13 protein-coding genes are annotated in these 21,083 nt (G+C 49.6%); 7 read left to right on the top strand and 6 right to left on the bottom strand.

All coding sequences use genetic code 11. The annotated features are described in order from the left end of the window. Positions 1-46: 46 nt before the first annotated feature. The 3 genes from DRJ53_RS12160 to DRJ53_RS12150 all read right to left on the bottom strand — a co-directional run bounded on the left by DRJ53_RS12160 (position 47) and on the right by DRJ53_RS12150 (position 4,417). A complete protein-coding gene (locus DRJ53_RS12160; RefSeq protein WP_114235901.1) occupies positions 47-1,621 on the bottom strand; it encodes a M1 family metallopeptidase in 1,575 nt (524 codons plus the stop codon). A gap of 82 nt (positions 1,622-1,703) precedes the next feature. Beyond that, positions 1,704-3,020: a MutS-related protein gene (locus DRJ53_RS12155; RefSeq protein WP_114235900.1), complete on the bottom strand. Its 1,317-nt coding sequence runs from the start codon at positions 3,018-3,020 to the stop codon at positions 1,704-1,706. Positions 3,021-3,076: 56 nt separating this feature from the next. Next, positions 3,077-4,417 carry a dihydroorotase gene (locus tag DRJ53_RS12150; protein ID WP_114235899.1) on the bottom strand — a complete coding sequence of 447 codons (1,341 nt, stop codon included), beginning with the start codon at positions 4,415-4,417 and terminating at the stop codon, positions 3,077-3,079. 25 nt (positions 4,418-4,442) lie between these two features. Between DRJ53_RS12150 and DRJ53_RS12145 the strand changes: the two genes are divergently transcribed. The 3 genes from DRJ53_RS12145 to DRJ53_RS12135 all read left to right on the top strand — a co-directional run bounded on the left by DRJ53_RS12145 (position 4,443) and on the right by DRJ53_RS12135 (position 8,931). Next, positions 4,443-6,110, top strand: a complete 1,668-nt coding sequence (locus tag DRJ53_RS12145; protein WP_114235898.1) for a hypothetical protein — start codon at positions 4,443-4,445, stop codon at positions 6,108-6,110. 283 nt (positions 6,111-6,393) lie between these two features. Then, a complete protein-coding gene (locus DRJ53_RS12140) occupies positions 6,394-7,596 on the top strand; it encodes an AI-2E family transporter (RefSeq protein ID WP_114235897.1) in 1,203 nt (400 codons plus the stop codon). A 219-nt stretch (positions 7,597-7,815) separates the two neighbouring features. Then, positions 7,816-8,931: a DUF2911 domain-containing protein gene (locus DRJ53_RS12135; protein WP_114235896.1), complete on the top strand. Its 1,116-nt coding sequence runs from the start codon at positions 7,816-7,818 to the stop codon at positions 8,929-8,931. A 106-nt stretch (positions 8,932-9,037) separates the two neighbouring features. Here DRJ53_RS12135 and DRJ53_RS12130 read toward each other — a convergent pair whose 3' ends face one another. After that, positions 9,038-9,736 (bottom strand): RsmE family RNA methyltransferase, encoded by a 699-nt coding sequence (locus DRJ53_RS12130; protein ID WP_114235895.1) that lies wholly within the window; start codon positions 9,734-9,736, stop codon positions 9,038-9,040. Positions 9,737-9,915: 179 nt separating this feature from the next. Then, the gene (dnaB, locus tag DRJ53_RS12125) at positions 9,916-11,475 is read right to left on the bottom strand and encodes a replicative DNA helicase (protein WP_114235894.1); all 1,560 of its coding nucleotides are present in this window, start codon (positions 11,473-11,475) and stop codon (positions 9,916-9,918) included. Between the two features lie 822 nt (positions 11,476-12,297). Here dnaB and DRJ53_RS12120 point away from each other — a divergent pair. The 3 genes from DRJ53_RS12120 (at position 12,298) to DRJ53_RS12110 (ending at position 18,011) form a co-directional block, all read left to right on the top strand. Next, positions 12,298-15,036, top strand: coding sequence for a T9SS type A sorting domain-containing protein (locus DRJ53_RS12120; RefSeq protein WP_114235893.1), 2,739 nt, complete (start codon positions 12,298-12,300; stop codon positions 15,034-15,036). A 38-nt stretch (positions 15,037-15,074) separates the two neighbouring features. Further along, on the top strand, positions 15,075-17,618 hold the full coding sequence (gene pheT, locus DRJ53_RS12115) for a phenylalanine--tRNA ligase subunit beta (RefSeq protein ID WP_241558530.1): 2,544 nt from the start codon (positions 15,075-15,077) through the stop codon (positions 17,616-17,618). Between the two features lie 102 nt (positions 17,619-17,720). Then, complete coding sequence (locus DRJ53_RS12110; RefSeq protein WP_114235892.1) at positions 17,721-18,011, top strand: hypothetical protein; 291 nt, start codon at positions 17,721-17,723, stop codon at positions 18,009-18,011. 108 nt (positions 18,012-18,119) lie between these two features. On the opposite strand, the gene DRJ53_RS12105 is transcribed toward DRJ53_RS12110, so the two are convergent. Then, positions 18,120-19,187 carry a quinone-dependent dihydroorotate dehydrogenase gene (locus DRJ53_RS12105; protein ID WP_114235891.1) on the bottom strand — a complete coding sequence of 356 codons (1,068 nt, stop codon included), beginning with the start codon at positions 19,185-19,187 and terminating at the stop codon, positions 18,120-18,122. A gap of 299 nt (positions 19,188-19,486) precedes the next feature. Between DRJ53_RS12105 and DRJ53_RS12100 the strand changes: the two genes are divergently transcribed. Continuing rightward, positions 19,487-20,665 (top strand): thiolase family protein, encoded by a 1,179-nt coding sequence (locus DRJ53_RS12100; protein WP_114235957.1) that lies wholly within the window; start codon positions 19,487-19,489, stop codon positions 20,663-20,665. Positions 20,666-21,083: the final 418 nt, after the last annotated feature.

Raw genomic sequence — 21,083 nt, 5'->3', positions numbered from 1 at the left:
CCAACTACCAACTACCAACTACCAACTACCAACTACCAACTACCAACTACCGCTCTTCCCGCACACTCCCATCAAACAGCATATTCACATTTGGATCCAGGAGTAAAACGGTTGGTTTTGTGGCGGTTGGCAATGAGAAGTTGTCCCTGATTTTATTGATGCGCAGCGTGTGCAACTCCTGCTTCCCAGCGCTGTTGACTAGGGCAATTTCCAGTGGAAAATCAAAAAGATTTTCGCCTGTTTGCTGTATCACCAATTGCACGGCGCCCCGGCTGTGTTTCCACCGTATTTCAATTTTGGGCACACCGGGATTGTACAACCATTGCTGGAAAAAATCAGCAAGCGATGCGCCACTAACCTCCTCAGCTACTTTCCGAAAATCCTCGGTGTCGGCATTGCCGCCGCGGTATTGCGCATAATAACTTTGCAGTATTTTCTGGAAATGGGCATCGCCCAGTTTACGGCGCAGCAGGTGCAGCACCCACCCACCTTTCTGGTAGGAATTTGCATTGAGCAGCGACATTAAATTGTCAGTGGCATCCACCACCGGGCGGCGCGTTTGCCGGGCAAACTGAATGACCTCTTCACGGTCGATGCGCAGCCGGTCCTGCAGTATTTTTACACCATATTGATGCTCCAGGTAAATATTGGTGAGGTAAGTAGCAAACCCTTCAGACAGCCACAAATGCGCAAAGCTCTTTTCGGTAGCCATATTGCCAAACCATTGGTGCGCCACTTCATGCGCCATCAGGTCTTCGTTGCGGCGGTCGCCGGTAACCGATGTTTCAGCATAAAAAATGGCGCTGGCATTTTCCATACCGCCAAACTCAGTTTTTGATTGCACATTGGCCAGTTTTTCAAAACCATATGGCCCAACGTAATCGGTAAAAAACTGTAGCATGCGGCCGGTGATGGCGTAATCGTGAAAGCCCTTGTCACGGTCTTGCGGGTACACCCAGGCACTAACGGGCACGCCTACTGCTGAATCGAGTAAAGCAGTAGCCATGCGTGCCGCACCAATTACCATCACCTTGGTGGGTATAGCAACAGATTCTTTCCAATGATGTTTTTTGAGGGTGCTGGAAACCGATGTTTCTTCTACCAAAATGCCGTTGGAAATAACCTGGTATTGCACCGGCGCCGTTACAATAAATTCAACAGAAGCCTTGTCATTGGGCTCGTCGTTGCAGGGCACCCATTGCCTTGCCCGGTTGGGCCAGTTGTCGGAAAAAAAAGTTCGGTCGCCGTATTTGTTTTTGGAAATGATCAAACCATCGGCAGGAATGCCGGCGTAGGTAATGGAAATTTCGGCCCCCACCTGCGCGGGCTGCGCCTGTTCAAAAGCAATTTGCAACACATCGCCACTGTGTTTAAAACCAACCGGCTTTCCCTCCTGCTGCACCGACGAAACCTTCATCCCGCGGCCGTTGCGAACACTTTGCAAATGCAGGTTGATTGTAGCAGATGTTTGCGGCAACTGGTACCGCACCACTGCTTGTCCGCGAATAGTATCATACGCATCCGACAGCTCCAAAGCAAAGCGGTAATGCTGTACATCGGGGGTTTGGGCCAGCAAAAAAAGAGGCAGAAAAAAGGAGAAAAAAAGCGCAGCTTGTTTCATTTGGTGGTAGCGTCAACCGGTAAAATTAGCGCAATGGTTTTAATTGCCACAATGCCACTGCCAACCTATTTGCCGCTTCGTTTTACAACTGCTCTAACAGCTCCACCACTTTCTCGCGGCGCAGAATTACATAACCAATCCGGTCGTTGGAAATGCCGTCTTTTAATTGATAGCTAAACGACAATTGGTCGTCGTGCACTTCGGTTTCAAAGTATTTAAATGATATAGATGAATAGCTTTTCAACTCCTCGCCTATTTCGTACAAATGCGTGCTCAAAATAAACAGCGAATTATTAATCTTGATGAGCCCGTTGATCACGGCCAGCGAGCATTTCATGGCATCCTGCACATTGGTGCCTTTAAACAATTCATCGATCAGCACCAGCCATTTTTTGCCGTCGTTTATTTTGTTGATGGTGGTTTTGATCCGCTGCACTTCGTTGAAAAAATAGCTTTCACCTTTGGCAATGTTGTCGGCCACGTTGATGTTCGAAAGAATGCCATCGAACAGCGTCAGCCTCATGCTAGCGGCCGGCACGCCCATGCCCAGGTGGGCCAGAAAAACCGACGAACCCGCCGCCCTGATGAGGGTGCTTTTGCCCGCCATATTGGCGCCGGTTAGAAAAAGAAAATGCCGCTCCTGGTCCAGAACCAGGTCGTATGCCACGGGTTCCTGCAACAGCACATGATACAAGCCGCGGGCTTCGATAAAAGGCTTGTCGGATTCGATGAATTGCGGGAATTGCAGGTTGTATTTTTTTACCGCAAATGCCATGGAATACCAGGCATCGAGGCGGCCGTAAATATCCATCAGCTCCAGTATGTCCGACTTGTACACCCAACGCGTATGGTGCGAAAAATACAGGTTATCGGTGAGGGTAAATTTGGCGCCTTCAGGCGCATCGGCCAGTATGGCCAGCGGCTCAATGTTCAGCGTCTTTTTTACCCGCTCCATTAAAAAACCCACCTGCGCAGGCAGGTCCGCCGCGGAAAGCAACACCTCCAGCTTTTTCATGCCGCGGAAAAAATCCGCAAAATGCCGGATGGAATACTTCATCATCGAATAGTCGGCGCTGTGCACCAGCCGGTACGACAGTGCCGTGATGGGGTTTGGATTGGCCGGCCCCGGGTCGAGCCGGTAATCTAAAAACTTGTCCATCACCAGGATGGTACCATTGGTTATTTCCGATGGCCATTCGTCGATATGCGCCATCATCGTTTTGATGATGTTTTGCGTACCGCGGATCTTTTTCAGATCGCTGTGCGGCTCCGAAAAAAAACGGCGCAGCCACTCTTTGCCACCAATGGTGCGGGTAAAATTGAGCTTGCTAAAAATTGAATATTCCTCCTCGCTGTGGAAGATGGAAATATCGTTGAATGTTATTTTATCAATCTGCATAAATGGGGTCCGTAGTTCAATGTCAATGGTTCATGGACTACCGACCATGAACAACTTTACCTGTCAAAAGTTAATCGTTTTCCCTTTATAGATTCATTAAAGCCCCCTTTTTCATAAACCAAATGTCCACTTACAAACGTATGGCTGATGGCGGCGCGGAGTGTAGTGCCTTCCAGCGGGCTCCAGCCGCATTTGTAATGGATGTTGGCCTTGTCAACCGTGGTCGATTGATCCAGGTCCACAATCACGAGGTCGGCAAAATATCCTTCGCGGATATAGCCGCGGTCTCTGATCTGGAAACAATCCGCCACCGCATGGCTCATTTTGCGGGCAATGGTTTCGAGGCCTATTTTTCCCTGCTGGTAATAATCCAGCATCAGCAACATGGAATGTTGCACCAGCGGCAAGCCAGCATGGGCTTTTTCATAAGGCTCTTCTTTTTCTTCCCACGTATGCGGCGCATGATCGGTGGCAATGATATCGAGGCGGTCGTCGAGCAGCGCAGCCCAAAGCGCCTCGCGGTTGTGTGGTGCTTTGATGGCCGGGTTGCATTTAATTTTATTGCCTAAACGGGCATAATCATCCGAGGTAAAATGCAGGTGGTGCACACACACTTCAGCAGTGATGCGTTTGTCTTTCAGCGGCAGCATGTTGGTAAACAACTGCAGTTCCCGTTCCGTTGAAATGTGCAAAATATGCAGCCTGGTGCCGTGGCGTTTGGCCAGTTGCACGGCCTTGAACGAAGACTCAAAACAAGCCTCCTCATCGCGGATAATGGGATGATCGGATGGCTCCAGCACCGCCTTCTCGGCTTTCAGCCTTTCGAGGTTGGCTTTAATGATGCTTTCTTCCTCGCAATGCGTGGCAATGAGCACTTCGCTGTCGCGGAAAATGCGGTCGATGGTGAGGTAATTATCCACCAGCAGGTTGCCGGTTGAAGAACCCATAAAAATCTTCACGCCGCAGATATCTTTTTTCCGATCATTTACCCGCAACACTTCATCCACATTGGTGTTGGAGGTGCCCATAAAAAAAGAATAATTGGCCAGCGAAGTAGCCGCACCAATGCTGTATTTCTGCTCCAGCAGTTCGTGGGTAAGTGTAGGCGGAACGGTGTTGGGCATTTCCATAAACGAGGTAACGCCACCCGCCACTGCAGCTTTTGATTCGGTGTAAATATTGGCCTTATGTGTGAGGCCCGGCTCGCGAAAATGTACCTGGTCGTCGATGGCGCCGGGCAGCAGGTATTTGCCTTCGCCGTTTAATTCAACGGCGCCTGTTTCATTGCCTATTGACGGTGCGATTTTTTCAATGCGTTCGCCGGCAATCAGCACATCCATCGCCTGGATGCTGCCTTCATTTACGATCTGGATATTGCGGATCAGATATTTTTGCATACTTTCTTTTAATTAAATCAGGTGCATGCAAGTTAAAACAACAGCGCTCAAACTTTTGGTTGCTTTATTTCCTTTTGCCGCAGGGGCACAAACTACCTACCTGCCCCTGCATGCCAAGGAAAATGTATTGCTGGAGCGGCTGGAGATCAAAGCGGGTACCGACTCGGTACTTAATTTTTCGAAAACAAGGCCGCTGAGCCGCAAAGCAGTGGTGCCGCAAATCGAAGGCATGGAGGATTTGCTGGAATCCAAGTCCGACCGCTACAACTGGTACAGCGCCATGGCGGGCAACCTCGAGTGGATTTCGGGTGACCCTTCGGGTTATGAAAGCAAAAAGCCCATCTGGAAACATTTTTATAAAACGCCGGCTAACCTCTATGAAGTAAACACTGAAGATTTTTACCTGGCTTTAAATCCCATTGTTCAATACAATGTTTCAAAAGAGCGGAACAATGACCAGCATCTTTTTCTAAACAGCCGCGGCTTGTCGCTGCGGGGCCGCATTGCCAACAAAGTGGGTTTTGCCGCATACCTCACCGAAAACCAGGAACGCGACCCGCTGTATGTGCAGCGCTGGGTAACCGAAAGAAAGGCCGTGCCCAACCAGGGCTATTATCAAAATTTCAAAGGCACGGGCTATGACTACTTTGATGCCCGCGGTTATTTTTCGGTAAACGCGGCCAAATACATCGACATCTCCTTTGGCTACGACCGCAATTTTATCGGCAACGGCCAACGTAGTCTTTTCTTGAGCGACTTTTCGAACAACACGCTTTTTTTGAAGCTCAATACCCGAATCTGGAAATTCAATTACCAGAATATTTTCATGGAGCTGCAGGCCACCGAGCCACGCGGCGCCGACCGGTTGCTAAAGAAAAAATATGCGGCCATGCACCACCTAGATCTGGCCGTTACCCGCTGGCTCAACATCGGGTTGTTTGAAGGCGTCGTATTTGGCCGCCCCAACCGGTTTGATTTTACCTACCTCAACCCCATCATCTTTCTGCGGTCGGTGGAGCAGCAGAACGGATCGAACGACAATGCAGTGGCCGGTATTGATTTTAAAGCAAACGCCGCCAAACGTTTTCAATTTTACGGGCAGCTTTTATTGGATGAATTTAAACTGAAAGAACTCCGCGACAACCGCGGCTGGTGGGCCAATAAATGGGGTTGGCAACTGGGCGCTAAATACATTGATGTGCTGGGCATCAACAACCTCGATTTGCAATTGGAAGCCAACAGGGTTCGGCCGTTTACCTATTCACACGACGACTCCATTGCCAACTACACGCATTACAACCAGCCGCTGGCGCATCCCGTTGGGGCCAACTTTCAGGAGGTGATGGGCGTGCTGCGCTACCAGCCCATTCCGCGGCTTACACTCAATGCCCGCGGCATGTATTATTTCCAGGGCCGCGACTCCAGCGCAGCTTCGTTTGGCAGCAACATTTTTTTACCCAACTCGCCGCAGTTCCGTGATGGCAAAGTCTATGGCTTCAACATTGGCTCCGGCCTCCGCACCGATGTGGCAATGGCCCTGTTCAACGTATCGTATGAGCTAAAACAAAACATGTTTTTAGATGCCGGTGCCACCATCCGCAACGAAAAGCCCGAAGGCCGTGCTGCCCGCAAAACCACCATTGTTTCCGCCGGCTTCCGCTGGAATATGGGACGGAGAGAGTTTTGGTTTTAAGACAGGAATGTCGAACAGACGAACAAGGAACAGACGAACAGAAGAATTTCAGAAAGAATAACGAACAAGGAACAAGGAATGACGAACCGCAGAAGGAAGAGAGAAATTGTGAATGATGAATTATAAGTTATGAATTGAGCAGCCCCAATAATTAATAATCCATAATTAATAATTCATCAATCATCCAACTTCGTCATTCATCAGTTCCTTGTTCGTCTGTTCGACATTCATTCCGCTTGGCCCGGTTTTATCATGCCCCTAGTGCCGCCGTCAAAACCTTTGTATGGAAAAAATGCCGCTGACCGTCCGCAGGGCCATTGAGCTCATGGGGCTTTACTTTTTGGGGTCCATCATCATCGTAGGCCAAAACATCATTACCCCGCTGCTCATGGCCTTTTTCCTGGCCATTATGCTGCTGCCGGTGTACCGGTTTTTGCGCAACCGGAAACTGGGCGAAGCGCTGTCTATTTCACTAGCCCTGCTGATGCTGGTATTGGTGCTGGCCGGCCTCATCTGGTTTTTTTCCGCACAACTATCCTTGGTCGTAAACGATTTTCCGCAGATCCGCAAAAACGTTACGCTGCACCTCAACTCGCTGAGCGCCTGGCTGCAGGGCCTCACTGGCGTGTCCACTGCACGGCAGGTAGAACTTCTCAACCAGCAAAACGAAAAGCTGCTCAACTGGGCTGGTGGTTTTGCCGGCACAGCAGCATCATCGGTTACGGGCATTTTTGTGTTCATTGGCCTCCTGCCCATTTATATTTTCCTGCTGCTGTATTACAAAAACCTGTTGCTGCGCTTTGTGTTCCTTTGGTTTCCGCCCGAAAGCCATAAACAGGTGGAGGAAGTAATGCGGGAGTCGGAAGTGATCATTAAAAGTTATCTCGGCGGGCTGCTCATTCAAATCACGTACATCACTGTTTTATTGGGTGGCATTTTGTTGCTCATTGGCATCAAACACGCCATCCTTATTGGGGTTATTTTTGCCATACTCAACCTTATTCCGTATGTGGGCGCACTCATCGGCAACCTAATCGGCGTGCTGCTTACACTGTCTTCTTCGCAGGAAGTGTGGCCCATATTTGCTGTACTGGGCACCATTGCATTCGTGCAGTTTCTCGATAACAACATCCTGATGCCGCGCATCGTGGGCTCCAAAGTAAAGATCAACGCACTCATTACAATCATCGGTGTAATTGTGGCCGGTGCCATGGCCGGCGTGTCGGGCATGTTCCTGTCGCTGCCGCTCATTGCGGTCATGAAAATTGTATTCGACCGCACCTCCAACCTCAAACAATGGGGTGTGCTGTTTGGCGACGAAAAGCCCAAATACAGCCCCATGAATTTCCCGGTGTTCCGCCTGGGCAGCCGCAAAGTGCAAAAGAAACTGGAAGTGCAAAACGAGATCGAACCCACCGACAAGGAGGGCAAACCAACGCCCACTCCACCCAAGGGCGAAGACGACAAAAAAGAACCTAAAGAATAATTTTTTTGTACCCGGCTGCATCAATACTATGTAGCGCCTGTTGCGTCGCACACTTATACGTTCGGTAACGCTGCGCAGCATTTTCATGCATCGCTACTGTAATTTACTGCCAGGTGCCGTGGCTTTGCTACAACCGCTCATACCGCCATTTATCCATCGTCCAGCAAAACGGTTTCAAACAATAGCAGCCCGAATTAGATTGGCGCCAAAACCGTTTTTATGCTGCACAAGCCTGCATTACTTGCCGTTTTATTTCTATGCTGCTGCACGGCAGCGTTTGCACAAATCACCCTCACCCAGCTGCCCAGCGGCGGCAATAAAAAAGCCTGGACCGGCGAACGGGTGGGCCTCACCGACATTACCATTCATTACGACCGGCCCGCAGTAAAAGGCCGCAATGGCAAATTATGGGGCGGCGTGGTGCACACCGGTTTTATCGACCAGGGCTTTGGCCCATCCAAAGCGGCGCCCTGGCGGGCCGGTGCCAACGAAAACACCACCATCGAATTTTCCGGCGACGTACGCATTGAAGGGCAGCTGCTGAAGGCGGGCAAGTACGGATTTTTCATTGCTTACGATGCTGCGCAGCCCACGCTTATTTTTTCGAGCAATGCCGGCTCCTGGGGCAGCTATTTTTATAAAGAGTCCGAAGATGTGCTGCGGGTAAAAGTAAAGCCGCAAACCCTTGCCCAGCCCGTGGAGTGGCTGCGCTACGCATTTTACGACCAGGCCGAAAATAGCGCCACCGTTGCGCTGGAGTGGGACAACCTGCGCATACCATTTAAAGTGGAAGTGGATTATGTTGCCGACCAGATTGCATCATTTCGCAAGGAACTGCGCACCGAACGTGGTTTTTACTGGTTGCCCTGGGAGCAGGCTGCGCAATGGGCGCTGCAGCACAACACCAATTTAGCAGAAGCACTGCTTTGGTCCGATTCCGCCACGGGTCCATCCTTTGGCGGCGCACAAATGTTTCAAGCCTGGGCCACCAAAGCCGCCATACTCGAAAAGCTGGGACGCCAATCTGCGGCAGATTCTATTTTAAAAGCAAAACTCCCGCTGGCCAACATGGCCGAAGTGCACCAATATGGCCGCGGCCTGCTGCAGCAAAAAAGACCAAAAGAAGCGCTGGCCATTTTCCAGGCCAACCACAAAAAATACCCGAATGATTTTACCACGCTTGTTGGATTAGCCCGGGGTTACTCGGCCACCGCCGATTATAAAAATGCACTGAAATATGCACGGCAGGCCCTGCCCCTTTCACCCAACGATACCAACAAACAATTTTTAACCGGCGCCATTCAAAAGCTGGAGGCGGGGACAGATATCAATTAAAAAGTACAACGACTTAGCAGTTATGGAATTTAAATGATTCGGCTACCTTTTGTTTTTAAAATAATGGCCATCATGCGCTCATTTTTCCATAGCCAACTTCGATCCGCTATTTGGGGCTGGCAATGCGCAAAATTGTGGCAGCTACCATCCCTGCAGTTTCGGTGCGCAGGCGGGTATCGCCTAATGCTACCGGCTGGTAGCCTCTTGCCAATGTAGCTTCAATTTCTTCTGGTGTAAAATCGCCTTCAGGGCCAATGAGAATGATGGAAGATTGACCGCCGGCCACGCTGGCCAATGCTGTTTTTTCGTTGGGCAGGCAATGGGCAATAAACTTTTGTTCATCGGTTCGTGAAGCAACCAGTTGGTTGAACGCAACGGGCTCGTGCAGCACCGGCATCCAGCTTTGCTGCGATTGTAACAGGGCACTGGTAATGATGCCTTGCAATCTATCTAACCGAAACTTTTCTTTTTCGGTGCGGCTACAGATCAGCGGAATGATTTCCGATACACCGATCTCTGTTGCTTTTTCCAAAAACCATTCAAACCGCGCTGCATTTTTTACCAACGAAATTGCAATGGCGATGCGTGGCTGCGGTTGCGGCTCGTCTTCTTTTTCCAACACCCGCACTGCGCAGCGTTTGCGGTGGTCGTCTTCAATGATTGCCGTTGCTTTTGTGCCCCTTCCATCGGTAAGCAGCAGTTCATCGCCTACTTTCATGCGCAACACTTGCGTGATGTGTTTGGAAGTATCTTCATCAAGCACTACTTGCGAACCGGTGATATCAGGGACAAAGAAAAATCGCATGGAACCGGTGATTTGTGTGATTGGAAAGGATTAAAATGATTGGTTAACGACGGTGCAAGTTTACCCATTTAAATTAAGTGTCGTTTATCTTATCACTCACTAAATAGAACGCCCATGCAAAACTGCATGGGCGTTCTTATAAATCATTCAAATCATTGCTCCATCATACAAATCACCGGTTAAAAGGGATCGTCCTCGTCTTCAAACGAGTTCATTTTACTGCCAGTCTGGATAAACATGCGGGCACCCGCGCCACCATCGCTATCGGTTACAGGCTTCCAGCTTCCGGGCATGTTTGGTCCGCCAAAGCCGCCATCGCCGCCCTGGTCGTCGAAAAAGCGCTGGATCTCGAGGCGGGCACGCAGCACGATGGTTTCCAGCGAACCGTTCCGGTGTTTGGCAATACGAATATGGGTTTCGCCTTTGTTGCTTTCGCCCATTTCATTTTGCGTCACGTCGTAATATTCGGGGCGGTAAATAAAGCACACCATGTCGGCATCCTGTTCGATGGCACCTGATTCCCGAAGGTCGGAAAGCTGTGGCATCTTGTTGCCGTCTTTACGTTTCTCCACTTCCCGGCTTAACTGCGACAGGGCAATCACCGGCACCTGTAGTTCTTTTGCCAAACCTTTAAGCGAACGGGAGATGGTTGAAATTTCCTGTTCGCGGTTGGAGTTGCGTTCGTTGGAGCCGCTCATCAGCTGCAGGTAGTCGATGATGATGAGGCCGATGTTGTTGATGCTTTTCAGTCGGCGGCATTTTGCCCGCAATTCAAAAATGTTCAAGCCAGCAGAGTCATCGATAAAAATGGGTGCCTGTGCCAGCCTTTGAATGCCTTTTGCATACAACTGCTTCATCTCATGCTCTTCCATTTTACCGCGGCTGATTTTTTCCAGCCAAATTTCGCTTTCGGCCGAAAGGATCCTTTGCACCAACTGGCTGGCGCCCATTTCAAGCGAAAACACAGCAACCGGCGTGGGCCTTGTTGGATGCAGTGCGGCATTACGGGCAAGGTTAAGCGCAAATGCGGTTTTACCCACGGCAGGACGTGCCGCAAGAATGATCAAGTCGGTGTTTTGCCAACCGTAGGTCACTTTATCCAGCGATGGGAAACCGCTGGGCACACCGGTAATGTCTTCGTTGCGATGCCGCAGGTCTTCGATGCGCTGGATGGTTTTCACCAACACCGAATCGATCGATTCGTAATTATTTTTCAAGTGTTTGGAAGTAACCTCATACATCTTGCTTTCTGCTGCGTCGAGGAGGTCAAATACGTCGGTGCTGTCTTCATAGGCATCGGAAATGATCTCGCCGGAAATGCGGATCAGCTCCCGCTGAATGAATTTTTGCAAAATGATCCGCGCATGGGCTTCAATGTTGGCCGACGAAACCACGCTGTTGGTCAGCCGCGTAACATAATAAGGACCGCCCACCATTTCCAGTTCCTCGCGAAACTTCAACTCTTCCACCACCGTTAAAATATCGATGGGCTGGCTTTTGTTGGCAAGGCCCTGCATGGCGCGGAAAATGCGCTGGTGCGCATCCACGTAAAAACATTCGGGCTTCAATATTTCGATAACGGTATCAAATGCGCCTTTCTCCAGCATCACGGCACCCAGCACTGCTTCTTCCAGTTCTTTTGCCTGCGGCGGCACCTTGCCGTACACCATGGTGCTCAGGTCTATCGGCGGCTTGTTGCCTTTCTTCTTTCGATCTCTGTTTAGGTTAGTCAGGTCCATATACTACACAATAAAATAACCCTGCCCGCGGGCAGAAAAGGGTGAACTCCTGGTGGTGCGCTAGGTGGTGGCTGATGCTTTTGTACCGGCTCAAACCGTTTGCTGAACCGGCTGGCACGGTCTGCTAAGATACATGCCGCAAGCTTCTGGAAGGGCATTTTGCAACGCCCTTTAACCCACAAATCGCCCACAGGTTATACACCGTTTTCCGGCGGTTATTCACGTTTTTGCCAAATACGAAATTCCAAAGAATTTAGCACTCCGCCCAACTTGTGGACAAATAAAATGGCAGGTGGGCTGTGGTCTCGGCCAAAGCTGCAATGGTTCGCTGCGTTCGGGCATTACCGGTTGTTCCTATCGGCTCGCCATCGAACCGGCAGCACCTGTTTGAATAAAAAATGGGTTGTTGAAAAATATTACGCTTAACAAAACGGCTGAACGCAGCAGATCAACGACTATGGAATTTATGCTTTGCTACCACCTACCTCAATGTAATCGAATAAATATCAAACGACTTAAAACCGATCAATACAAAAAAGATTGCTTCAACTATGTATTGTGACTTAGACAATGAATCCAATCACATTACACATAAATTTATTTTTGGATTAAATCTAAAGCCGATACATTAGCGCATCTGCTCCAACGATCCCTTAAACCGCCCTGCAGCCTCACCATTTTTTTATTTGCATTGCAAAAACACTGTCTGTAGCACTGGTAACAGCACCGAAGGTTTTGTTGTGCATAACTTGTCCCCTCCCCTCCCTTTGAACGCTAGTATAACCAATGTCTGCTGACTGCGTTTAACCAAAACCCATATACATGCGAAATCTTTTACTACTGTTTTCTTTTCTGTTATCCAGCTTGATGGTAATGGCCCAGCTAGGCCGGCCAGTTGCCAGCTTTGGCAATAATGGAAAGATGTTTACCATGTTTCCAGACAATTTTACTCCTACGAGTCGATCCTCTATTGGTAAGACCGTTATTCCATTGCAAGATGGCAAAACGCTGATCGCTATTGAATCTTCCGAAGGGATATTGCTCACCCGGCATCTTGCCAACGGGCAGCGTGATATTGACTACGGCTTTGCAGGATTTTCTGAGCAAGCTTCATTCGAACGCCTGAATGGTGCTACAATGCAGCCCAACGGATATGTTTTGGTTTTTGGTTTGACTGTAGACTTTTCAACAAGTGCAAAAAGGGCAGCAGTTGTACGGATACGTCCCGATGGATTTCTGGATCGCAACTTTGGCAACAACGGTTTATTCCTGTTAGAATATAGTAGCCTTACTTCGGAAAACGAACTGCTATTGCTGGCAGACAATAAAATAATGCTGGTCGGCACGGCCGTGGTAAATGGCATCGAAAATTTTTACCTGGCACGCCTGACCGCAAATGGCCAAATCGACGCGACGTTTGGTAACGGAGGTATGGTTACCTACGAAAACAGTTTGTTTAAATTCCAACTTCGCGATGCAGCAGTACAGGCCGATGGCCGCATAATAGTTGGCGGCAATGCAACTGCCCCTGCTCCGGACCCGCTGTTTCAACTTGCACGTTTTTTACCCGACGGCACACCCGACCGCAGCTTTGGTGGTGAAGGAACTGTGGTAACAAAAATCAGCGATAGCCACAACATGAAAGCTATTGCCTTGCAACCCGATGGAAAAATTGTTGTATTAGGCGGCCTTTATTCAGATGGAAGAGAAATGCTGTTGGCCCGTTATCTATCCAATGGCTCCTTAGACCACTCCTTTAGCAACGATGGAAAGCAAATCGTAGTCAATACTTTGATTACAGGTCGCAGATATCTGCCAGAAGATATCATCGTTTTACCCGATGGAAAGATAATGGTAGGCGGCGCGTTTGCCGAACATGCCACCATCTGGCGCCTCAATGCTAACGGCGAACTGGATCCATCATTTTATGGAACAGGATTTTTGCAATACGACCAAATGCATACCCGAGTTTTGGCAATGGCGGTATATCCTTCCGGAAAAATCGCCTTCACAGGCCTTATAGAACTGCACGACGCCAGCGGCTTTCCGGCTGATTCTTACCTATTCGCAAGACTTGACGCTGACGGGGCCGCCGACTTCTCTCTTGCAAATGCCAGCTACCTCTTTTCAAATTATCATAAGGGAGGACGCGGCGAGTATTTGGCTGTATCTACTTTGCCCGATGGAAAGATACTTGCTGCAGGTACAACCTGGAGCAGGCGCAATGGCGCACCATCTATCATTGTGTCACGGTATTATCCGGACGGCACCCTCGATTTTAGCTTTGGATCTGGTGGAATGGTAAACACAGGTTTTGAGCCTACTGCGGAGCTAAAATTAATGCAAGTCTACCCCGACGGCCGAATATTGTTGTATAGCGAAGGACGAGGTTCAACCTTTATTCGCCTGAATCCAGCTGGATATTACGATCCATCCTTCAACGGCGACGGCACCGTTGAAACTATCCCCGAAACCAAGGACCAGATGATCATCATGCAAGATGGTACTGTTGCTATGGTTGGCACCACATACAATTTGCCCAAAAACCAAATTCTTTTGCAAAAACTAATTGATATCAATGGCAATCTTTTGGGGCAGCCAGGTACGGTAATCAACACTGAGGAGAATATTACTGTGATGGGAGCAGTAGTGCTGGCATCAGGAAAAATCCTGATTGGTGGTAAAGCCTGGCACTATGGTGGCGCGTACGATTTCAGTGTAACCAGGCTAAACAGTGATGGTTCAATTGATAAGACATTTGGCAACGGAGGCACGCAAATATTTGACTTTGGCGGAAATGATGAACCCCAGTTTATGAAACTAATGCCCAACGGTGGCGCTTTCATAGCCGGGAAAGCGGCAAACGGGAATGTCAGCAGCCCGGATTTTGCTATGGTGCAATTCAATAATGATGGTTCGCTAAACAAAGCCTTTGGTACAAATGGTAAAAAGCGTTACGACCTGGATTTTTCATTTGCTGGCAATCGGCCTGATTATCACCAGGTGACTTCTGTTGATGTACAGGCCAACGGTAAGATCTTGATATCCGGCACATTTCGATTAAACGGAAAAATCCAATTTGGTGTGGGCAGGTTCAACGAAGCGGGTATATTGGACCCAACGTTTGCGAACGGGGGTTATTATATTGAAAACATCGGTATTCCATTCGAAATTCTAGCAAGTGCAATTACAAGCAACAGGCTTTATCTTGTTGGATTTGCCGGCACCTTTGTTCCGGAGCACTCCCTGCTTGCCGCCTACCACATCGACGACCAGCCCCTCCAAGCAACCCGCCAGGCCCCCGCTCCAGCCGGGATCGACGGAACCGTGCAGGTGCTGAACAACCCTACCACAACAGAATTCACCATCAACCTTGACTTGAATAAACCGGGCGGCATCCAGTTGCGCATACTCGATGCTTCGGGTGGCGTAATCGAACGCAGGCAGAATATTGCCGCACAGGGCGCCCAGCGTTTTGGTGCCAACTACCGCCCCGGCACTTATATGGCCGAAATAACACAAGGGGCCCAAAAAACAACCATCAAACTGATCAAGCTATAAACAGGAGCAACTAGGAACAACCACTTAAACGGCACAGAATGCACCTGCATTTTGTGCCGTTTTGCTTTGAACAACTTGAAAACACCCGCAGGCTGGAAACCTATGCAAACCTTTTCCGTTCTATCCCGCCGCAGGTTATCTTTGCCACCCACAGAAATTTTGCACCAATGACCATTTCCTATAATTGGCTGAGTGAATATTTGCCCGTAAAAGTTGACCCCGATCGCCTTTCCCGCATCCTTACTTCCATTGGCCTCGAAGTGGAATCGATGGAGGCGTACGAAGAAGTAAAAGGCGGGCTGAAAGGCCTGGTTATTGGCGAAGTGCTCGAGGCCGAACAACACCCCAATGCCGATAAACTGCGCCTCACCAAAGTGGCTGTGGGCGGCGCCGAGCCGTTGCAGGTTGTTTGCGGCGCACCCAATGTAGCCGCCGGCCAAAAAGTAGTGGTAGCCACCGTGGGCACCACCATTTACCCAATTACCGGCGAGCCGCTGACAATGAAAATAGCCAAGATCCGTGGCGTGGAAAGCCACGGCATGATCTGCGCCGAAGACGAGATCGGCATGGGCGATTCGCATGCCGGCATTATGGTGCTGCCGCAGGATGCACCTGTGGGCCAGCCCGCCGCTGAGTATTTCAAACCTTACGCCGATATTATTTATGAGATAGGCCTCACGCCCAACCGCATGGACGCGATGAGCCATTGGGGAGTGGCCCGCGATGTGTGTGCTTACCTGTCGCACCATGACCGCAAAAGCATCAGCCCGAAAATTCCTGCCGCCGGTTTCAAGGTCGACAACCACGACCTGAAGATTGACGTAGTGGTGGAAGCAGCACGGGCATGCCGCCGTTATTCCGGTGTGTGCCTTAGCGGCATCGAGGTAAAGGCTTCGCCGCAATGGCTGCAGCAGCGCCTAAAAGCTATTGGCCTGCGTCCTATCAACAACATTGTAGATATTACCAATTACATACAGCACGAAACCGGCCAGCCGCTCCATGCCTTTGATTACGATGCCATTACCGGCGGGAAAGTGGTGGTAAAACTGGAAGCCGAAGGCACGCCGTTTACCACGCTTGATGAAAGGGAGCGGAAACTCCATGCCGAAGACCTGATGATTTCCAACGCCACCGAAGGCATGTGCATTGCCGGTGTGTTTGGCGGCTTACGTTCAGGCGTAACCGAAAATACGAAAAACATTTTCCTGGAAAGCGCCTGGTTCGATCCGATTTCCATCCGCAAAACATCGTTCCGCCACGGGCTGCGTACCGATGCCGCTACGCGTTTTGAAAAAGGAGTGGATATTTCCAACACGGTTAATGTATTGAAACGTGCCGCGGCACTGATTAAAGAAGTGGCGGGCGGCGCCATTGCATCCGAGGTGGTGGACATTTACCCCGATCCGCAACCCAAACAGCAGATCATTTTTAAATACCAGTACCTTAAAAAATTAAGCGGTAAAAACTACCACCCCGATACCGTAAAAGGCATCCTGCAAAGCCTGGGCTTTACCTTGCTGCGCGAAGATATTGATGCGCTGTTTTTGGAAGTGCCCTATCACAAACACGATGTAAGCCTGCAGGCCGACCTGGTGGAAGAAGTACTGCGCATCGACGGGCTGGACAATATTGAAATTCCGCAGGCCATCCGCATGTCGCCGGCCGTAGAAAGCGACCGCCAGGGCGATGCCCTGAAAGAAAAATGGGCGGGCATGTTGAGCGGGTTGGGTTTCAACGAAATACTGACCAACTCCATTACCAACTCCAGGTATTTTGGCGAGCAGGAGTCGATGGTTAAAATGATCAACAACCTTAGCTCGGAGCTGGATGTGCTGCGTGCCGGCATGCTGCCCACAGCACTTGAAGTGATCGCATTCAATAGCAACCGCAAAGCTTCCGACCTGCGCTTTTTTGAGTGGGGTAAAACCTATAGCACCAGCGGTGTGGGCAAATACGCCGAGGCCGATCACTGCTGCATGTACCTCACCGGCAACAGCACCGAAGCGGGCTGGAAAGGCAAGGCCACGGCATCGGATGTGTATTATGCCAAAGGCGTAACCGAAGCCTTGTTTGCTGCGGCAGGCCTCACCATCAATTGGGCCAACGCAGAAGACAAAAATTTCGATGCGGTAATTACCGGGTCGGTTAACGGAAAGGAACTGGTAAAACTGGGACAAGTGGCCCGTAAAGTGGCTGCCGCCTTCGACGTCAAGCAGCCGGTTTATTTTGCCGACATTGATTGGAATGCATTGCTGGCCGCTGCTGCCAAAGTAAAACCTGCTTACCGCGAACTGCCTAAGTTCCCGGCTGTGCAGCGCGACCTGGCACTGGTGGTTCCTAAAGGCTTGCCCTACGAATCCATCACCGCACAATTGGGCAAGCTACGCCTTGCTAAATTGAAAGATGTGCGCCTCTTCGATGTGTTTGAAAGTGACAAGCTTGGCGCCGGCAAAAAATCAATGGCCATTAACCTCACGTTTCTGGACGAGGAAAAAACCCTTACCGATAAAGAGATTGACGGCTGGATGCAAAAGATCATGACCAGTTTTGAAAAAGAACTTGGCGCTGAAGTAAGGAAATAAGGGATGATTGATTATTCATTATTAAACGCAACAAACAAGCACCAATAATTAATAATGAATAATCAATAATTCCCCCTTTTCAAACCATCAAAATCATTGCTTTTGACCCCTGCGCTGGAACAACAACTGGGCTCCTTAACCGAAAAAGTGCAACTACTGGTGCGCCAGCAGGCCCGTTTGAAGAAGGAAAATGAGCGGCTGCAAAAAGAACTGGACGCCTGCCAGTCGGCCGAAAAATCGCACCTGGAGCTGGTGTTTCAGTTGGAGCAGCGCATTGCCATTTTAAAATACGCCGCCGGCGAGTTGCCCGAAAACGAAAAAAAGCAATTCGAAAAAACCATCAATGGCTATATCCGCGAACTGGATAAAGTGATTGCATTTCTAAGTCAGTAAAAAAAGTTGGAAGACGGAAGTCGGAAGTCCGAAGACAGGAACAAAATGCATTGCTCTTCGGTCTTCCGACGATCTTCAAACATGTAACTCAACTTCAGCACTTCGATATTACGATTGAGCCGAAATCTTTTTTGGCTGCAGGCCAGTGCAAATGTCTTTCGCAATAGAAGGGCCTTTGTAAATAAAACCGGTCCACACCTCGCAAAGAGCCGCGCCAGCGCCGAGTTTTTCGGCCGCATCGGCAGCGGTAAAAATGCCACCGCTGGCAATCACCGGGATTTGCCCCTGCAGCCTGCTGCACAGGTATTGCACTACTTCGGTTGCCCGTTCCCGTAAGGGTGCACCGCTGAGGCCACCAGCACCGATCTGCTCAATTGATCGCTGCGATGTTTTCAGTCCCTTGCGGCTGATGGTGGTGTTTGTTGCCACAAGCCCGTCGAGTTTTATTTCCAGCGCCAACGCTATCACATCATCAATCTGGCTGCGGGTAAGATCGGGAGCAATTTTTAGTAAAATGGGCCGCGGCTGCGCCAGGGTTTTATTGATGCCTTGCAAATGCGTTAGTATCTTATGCAGCGCATCGCGTTCCTGCAATTCGCGCAGGCCCGGTGTATTAGGCGATGAAACGTTCACCACGAAGAAATCTACATACGGATGCAATGCATTAAAACAAGTTTCATAGTCTTTCCATGCATCTTCATTGGGCGTCACTTTGTTTTTACCAATATTGCCCCCTACCAATAACGGATGATCCGAATTGCGGTGTTTGGCACGCCATGCTTTTAACCGTTGCACCACCACATCCACACCATCATTATTAAAACCCATGCGGTTGATCAGCGCCTCATCCTGCACCAGTCGAAAAAGCCTGGGCTGCTCATTGCCGCTTTGTGGCTTCGGCGTTACGGTGCCAATTTCCACAAAACCAAAACCCAGCGCATCCAGTTCAGTGAGGTAGGCCGCATTTTTGTCGAAACCGGCGCCAAGTCCCACCGGGTTGCGGAAGGAAAGTCCGAACACCTGTTGCGGCAAGCCTTGCTGCGGCGGCGCATACAGCGATTTTACCGTGGCAAAACCACCCGGTACAGCACAGGCCGTTTTCAGGGTTTGCATGGCTACATTGTGTGCTTTCTCTGGATCGAGCCGAAAAAAAAGGCGGCGAATAAGGGGATACATATTGGAGGACGAAGATAGTGTAGGAATGTAGAACAGATGAACAGACGAACAAGGAACAGGAGAAGTTGGATGGAGAATATCGAACAAGGAACAAGGAATGTAGAATGATGAAGGAAAATTAGGAATGATGAATTATGCGTTATGAATTTGGAGGCGCCCCAAAAATTTATAATCCATAATTAATAATTCATCGTTTCACTTCGTAGTCCATTTGCTCCTTGGCTTTAGGTTCGATATTCCAATTGGTTGCATAACTAACTATTTTTCCTAAATTCATGTTTTACAAAATTTCTGACCATATGCAGGAAGCTTATATAGTGGCGGGATACCGCACTGCGGTAGGCAAGGCCAAACGTGGCGGGTTGCGTTTTTTTAGGCCCGATGATCTGGCCATTGAAGTGATCAAAGGCCTGATGCAATCGGTGCCCGGCCTGGAAAATAAGGATGTGGATGACGTAATTGTGGGCAACGCTGTGCCCGAGGCGGAACAAGGGCTGCAGGTGGGGCGCATCATTGCCGCCCGTGCCTTGGGCCACGAAGTGCCGGGCATGACGGTGAACCGGTATTGTGCATCGGGGCTGGAAACTATTGCTATTGCCACGGCAAAAATTCGCATGGGCATGGCCGATGTCATCATTGCCGGCGGCACCGAAAGCATGAGCATGGTGCCCACCGCAGGGTGGAAAACAGTGCCTGCTTATTCCATCGCCAAAGATGAACCGGATTATTACCTCAGCATGGGGCTTACTGCCGAAGCCGTTGCCAAGGATTTTAAAGTAAGCCGTGAAGACCAGGATATATTTGCCTACAACTCTCATCAAAAGGCATTGAATGCAATCCAAAATGGCTATTTTAAGGAAGGCATTTTGCCCATCAATGTTGAGGAAGTATACCTCGATGAGCGGGGCAAAAAGCAAAAACGAAATTATGTGGTGGATACCGATGAAGGTCCACGTGCCGATACCTCAATGGAGGCGTTGGCAAAGTTGAAGCCTGCTTTTGCGCAGGGCGGCGTGGTTACGGCCGGTAACTCATCGCAAACCTCCGATGGCGCCGCTTTTGTGTTGGTGATGAGCGAACGTATGGTCACCAAACTGGGCATCAAGCCCATTGGCCGCCTGGTTAGCTGCGTGTCGGCAGGTGTGCATCCACGCATCATGGGCATTGGGCCGGTGGCCGCAATACCTAAAGCGTTGGCTCAAGCCGGTAAAAACCTGGGCGACATTGACCTGGTGGAACTGAACGAAGCATTTGCATCGCAGGCACTGGCAGTAATTCGCGAAGCGGCGCTGGACCCCGAAAAAGTAAACATCAATGGTGGTGCCATTGCACTCGGTCACCCATTGGGTTGTACCGGCGCCAAACTTACCATCCAGTTGTTGAGCGATATGAAACGACTCGATAAAAAGTACGGGATGGTTACTGCCTGTGTAGGCGGTGGGCAAGGCATTGCCGGCATCATTGAACGCATCAACTAAATGGCATAATCAATTTTACCGGTTGTTTCATTCTAGTTGATCGCACATCGAATCATTAAGCGGCTTAAAAGGAACATTCCTTCTTGCATCCGTTTGATTGCGCAACAAAACCTTGCCGGGAGGGCGTACTACCGAAGCCTTGCGAAAGAATAGGAAAAAGCAGAACGCTTGTCCACACTTATGCCAATGATGATTGCAACCAATGTAAACTGAAAAATTAGCCGGGTAATTGTATAACCATAAAAAAGGCAACAGGAAGTCCTGTTGCCTTTTTTTATGAATTAGCTCAGTTTAACAAGAGTGCATTAAGAACATTAGCTATCTATAGCACTTTACCAAAACCACTCAGGCAATAGCTCCAGCACCATGTTGTGTTTAATTTCATGCATACTTTTTTGTAGCAGCAAAAAGAAAAAGC

The organism is Paracnuella aquatica (assembly GCF_003332885.2).
GTDB lineage: Bacteria > Bacteroidota > Bacteroidia > Chitinophagales > Chitinophagaceae > Flavisolibacter > Flavisolibacter aquaticus.
This window is presented reverse-complemented; position numbering and strand designations above follow the sequence as displayed.

Excerpts from the sequence above, each read along its gene's own strand:
- DRJ53_RS12160 (WP_114235901.1), bottom strand. The coding sequence starts at position 1,621 with ATGAAACAAGCTGCGCTTTTTTTCTCCTTTTTTCTGCCTCTTTTTTTG.
- DRJ53_RS12155 (WP_114235900.1), bottom strand. The coding sequence starts at position 3,020 with ATGCAGATTGATAAAATAACATTCAACGATATTTCCATCTTCCACAGC.
- DRJ53_RS12150 (WP_114235899.1), bottom strand. The coding sequence starts at position 4,417 with ATGCAAAAATATCTGATCCGCAATATCCAGATCGTAAATGAAGGCAGC.
- DRJ53_RS12145 (WP_114235898.1), top strand. The coding sequence starts at position 4,443 with ATGCAAGTTAAAACAACAGCGCTCAAACTTTTGGTTGCTTTATTTCCT.
- DRJ53_RS12140 (WP_114235897.1), top strand. The coding sequence starts at position 6,394 with ATGGAAAAAATGCCGCTGACCGTCCGCAGGGCCATTGAGCTCATGGGG.
- DRJ53_RS12135 (WP_114235896.1), top strand. The coding sequence starts at position 7,816 with ATGCTGCACAAGCCTGCATTACTTGCCGTTTTATTTCTATGCTGCTGC.
- DRJ53_RS12130 (WP_114235895.1), bottom strand. The coding sequence starts at position 9,736 with ATGCGATTTTTCTTTGTCCCTGATATCACCGGTTCGCAAGTAGTGCTT.
- dnaB (WP_114235894.1), bottom strand. The coding sequence starts at position 11,475 with ATGGACCTGACTAACCTAAACAGAGATCGAAAGAAGAAAGGCAACAAG.
- DRJ53_RS12120 (WP_114235893.1), top strand. The coding sequence starts at position 12,298 with ATGCGAAATCTTTTACTACTGTTTTCTTTTCTGTTATCCAGCTTGATG.
- pheT (WP_241558530.1), top strand. The coding sequence starts at position 15,075 with ATGCACCTGCATTTTGTGCCGTTTTGCTTTGAACAACTTGAAAACACC.
- DRJ53_RS12105 (WP_114235891.1), bottom strand. The coding sequence starts at position 19,187 with ATGTATCCCCTTATTCGCCGCCTTTTTTTTCGGCTCGATCCAGAGAAA.
- DRJ53_RS12100 (WP_114235957.1), top strand. The coding sequence starts at position 19,487 with ATGCAGGAAGCTTATATAGTGGCGGGATACCGCACTGCGGTAGGCAAG.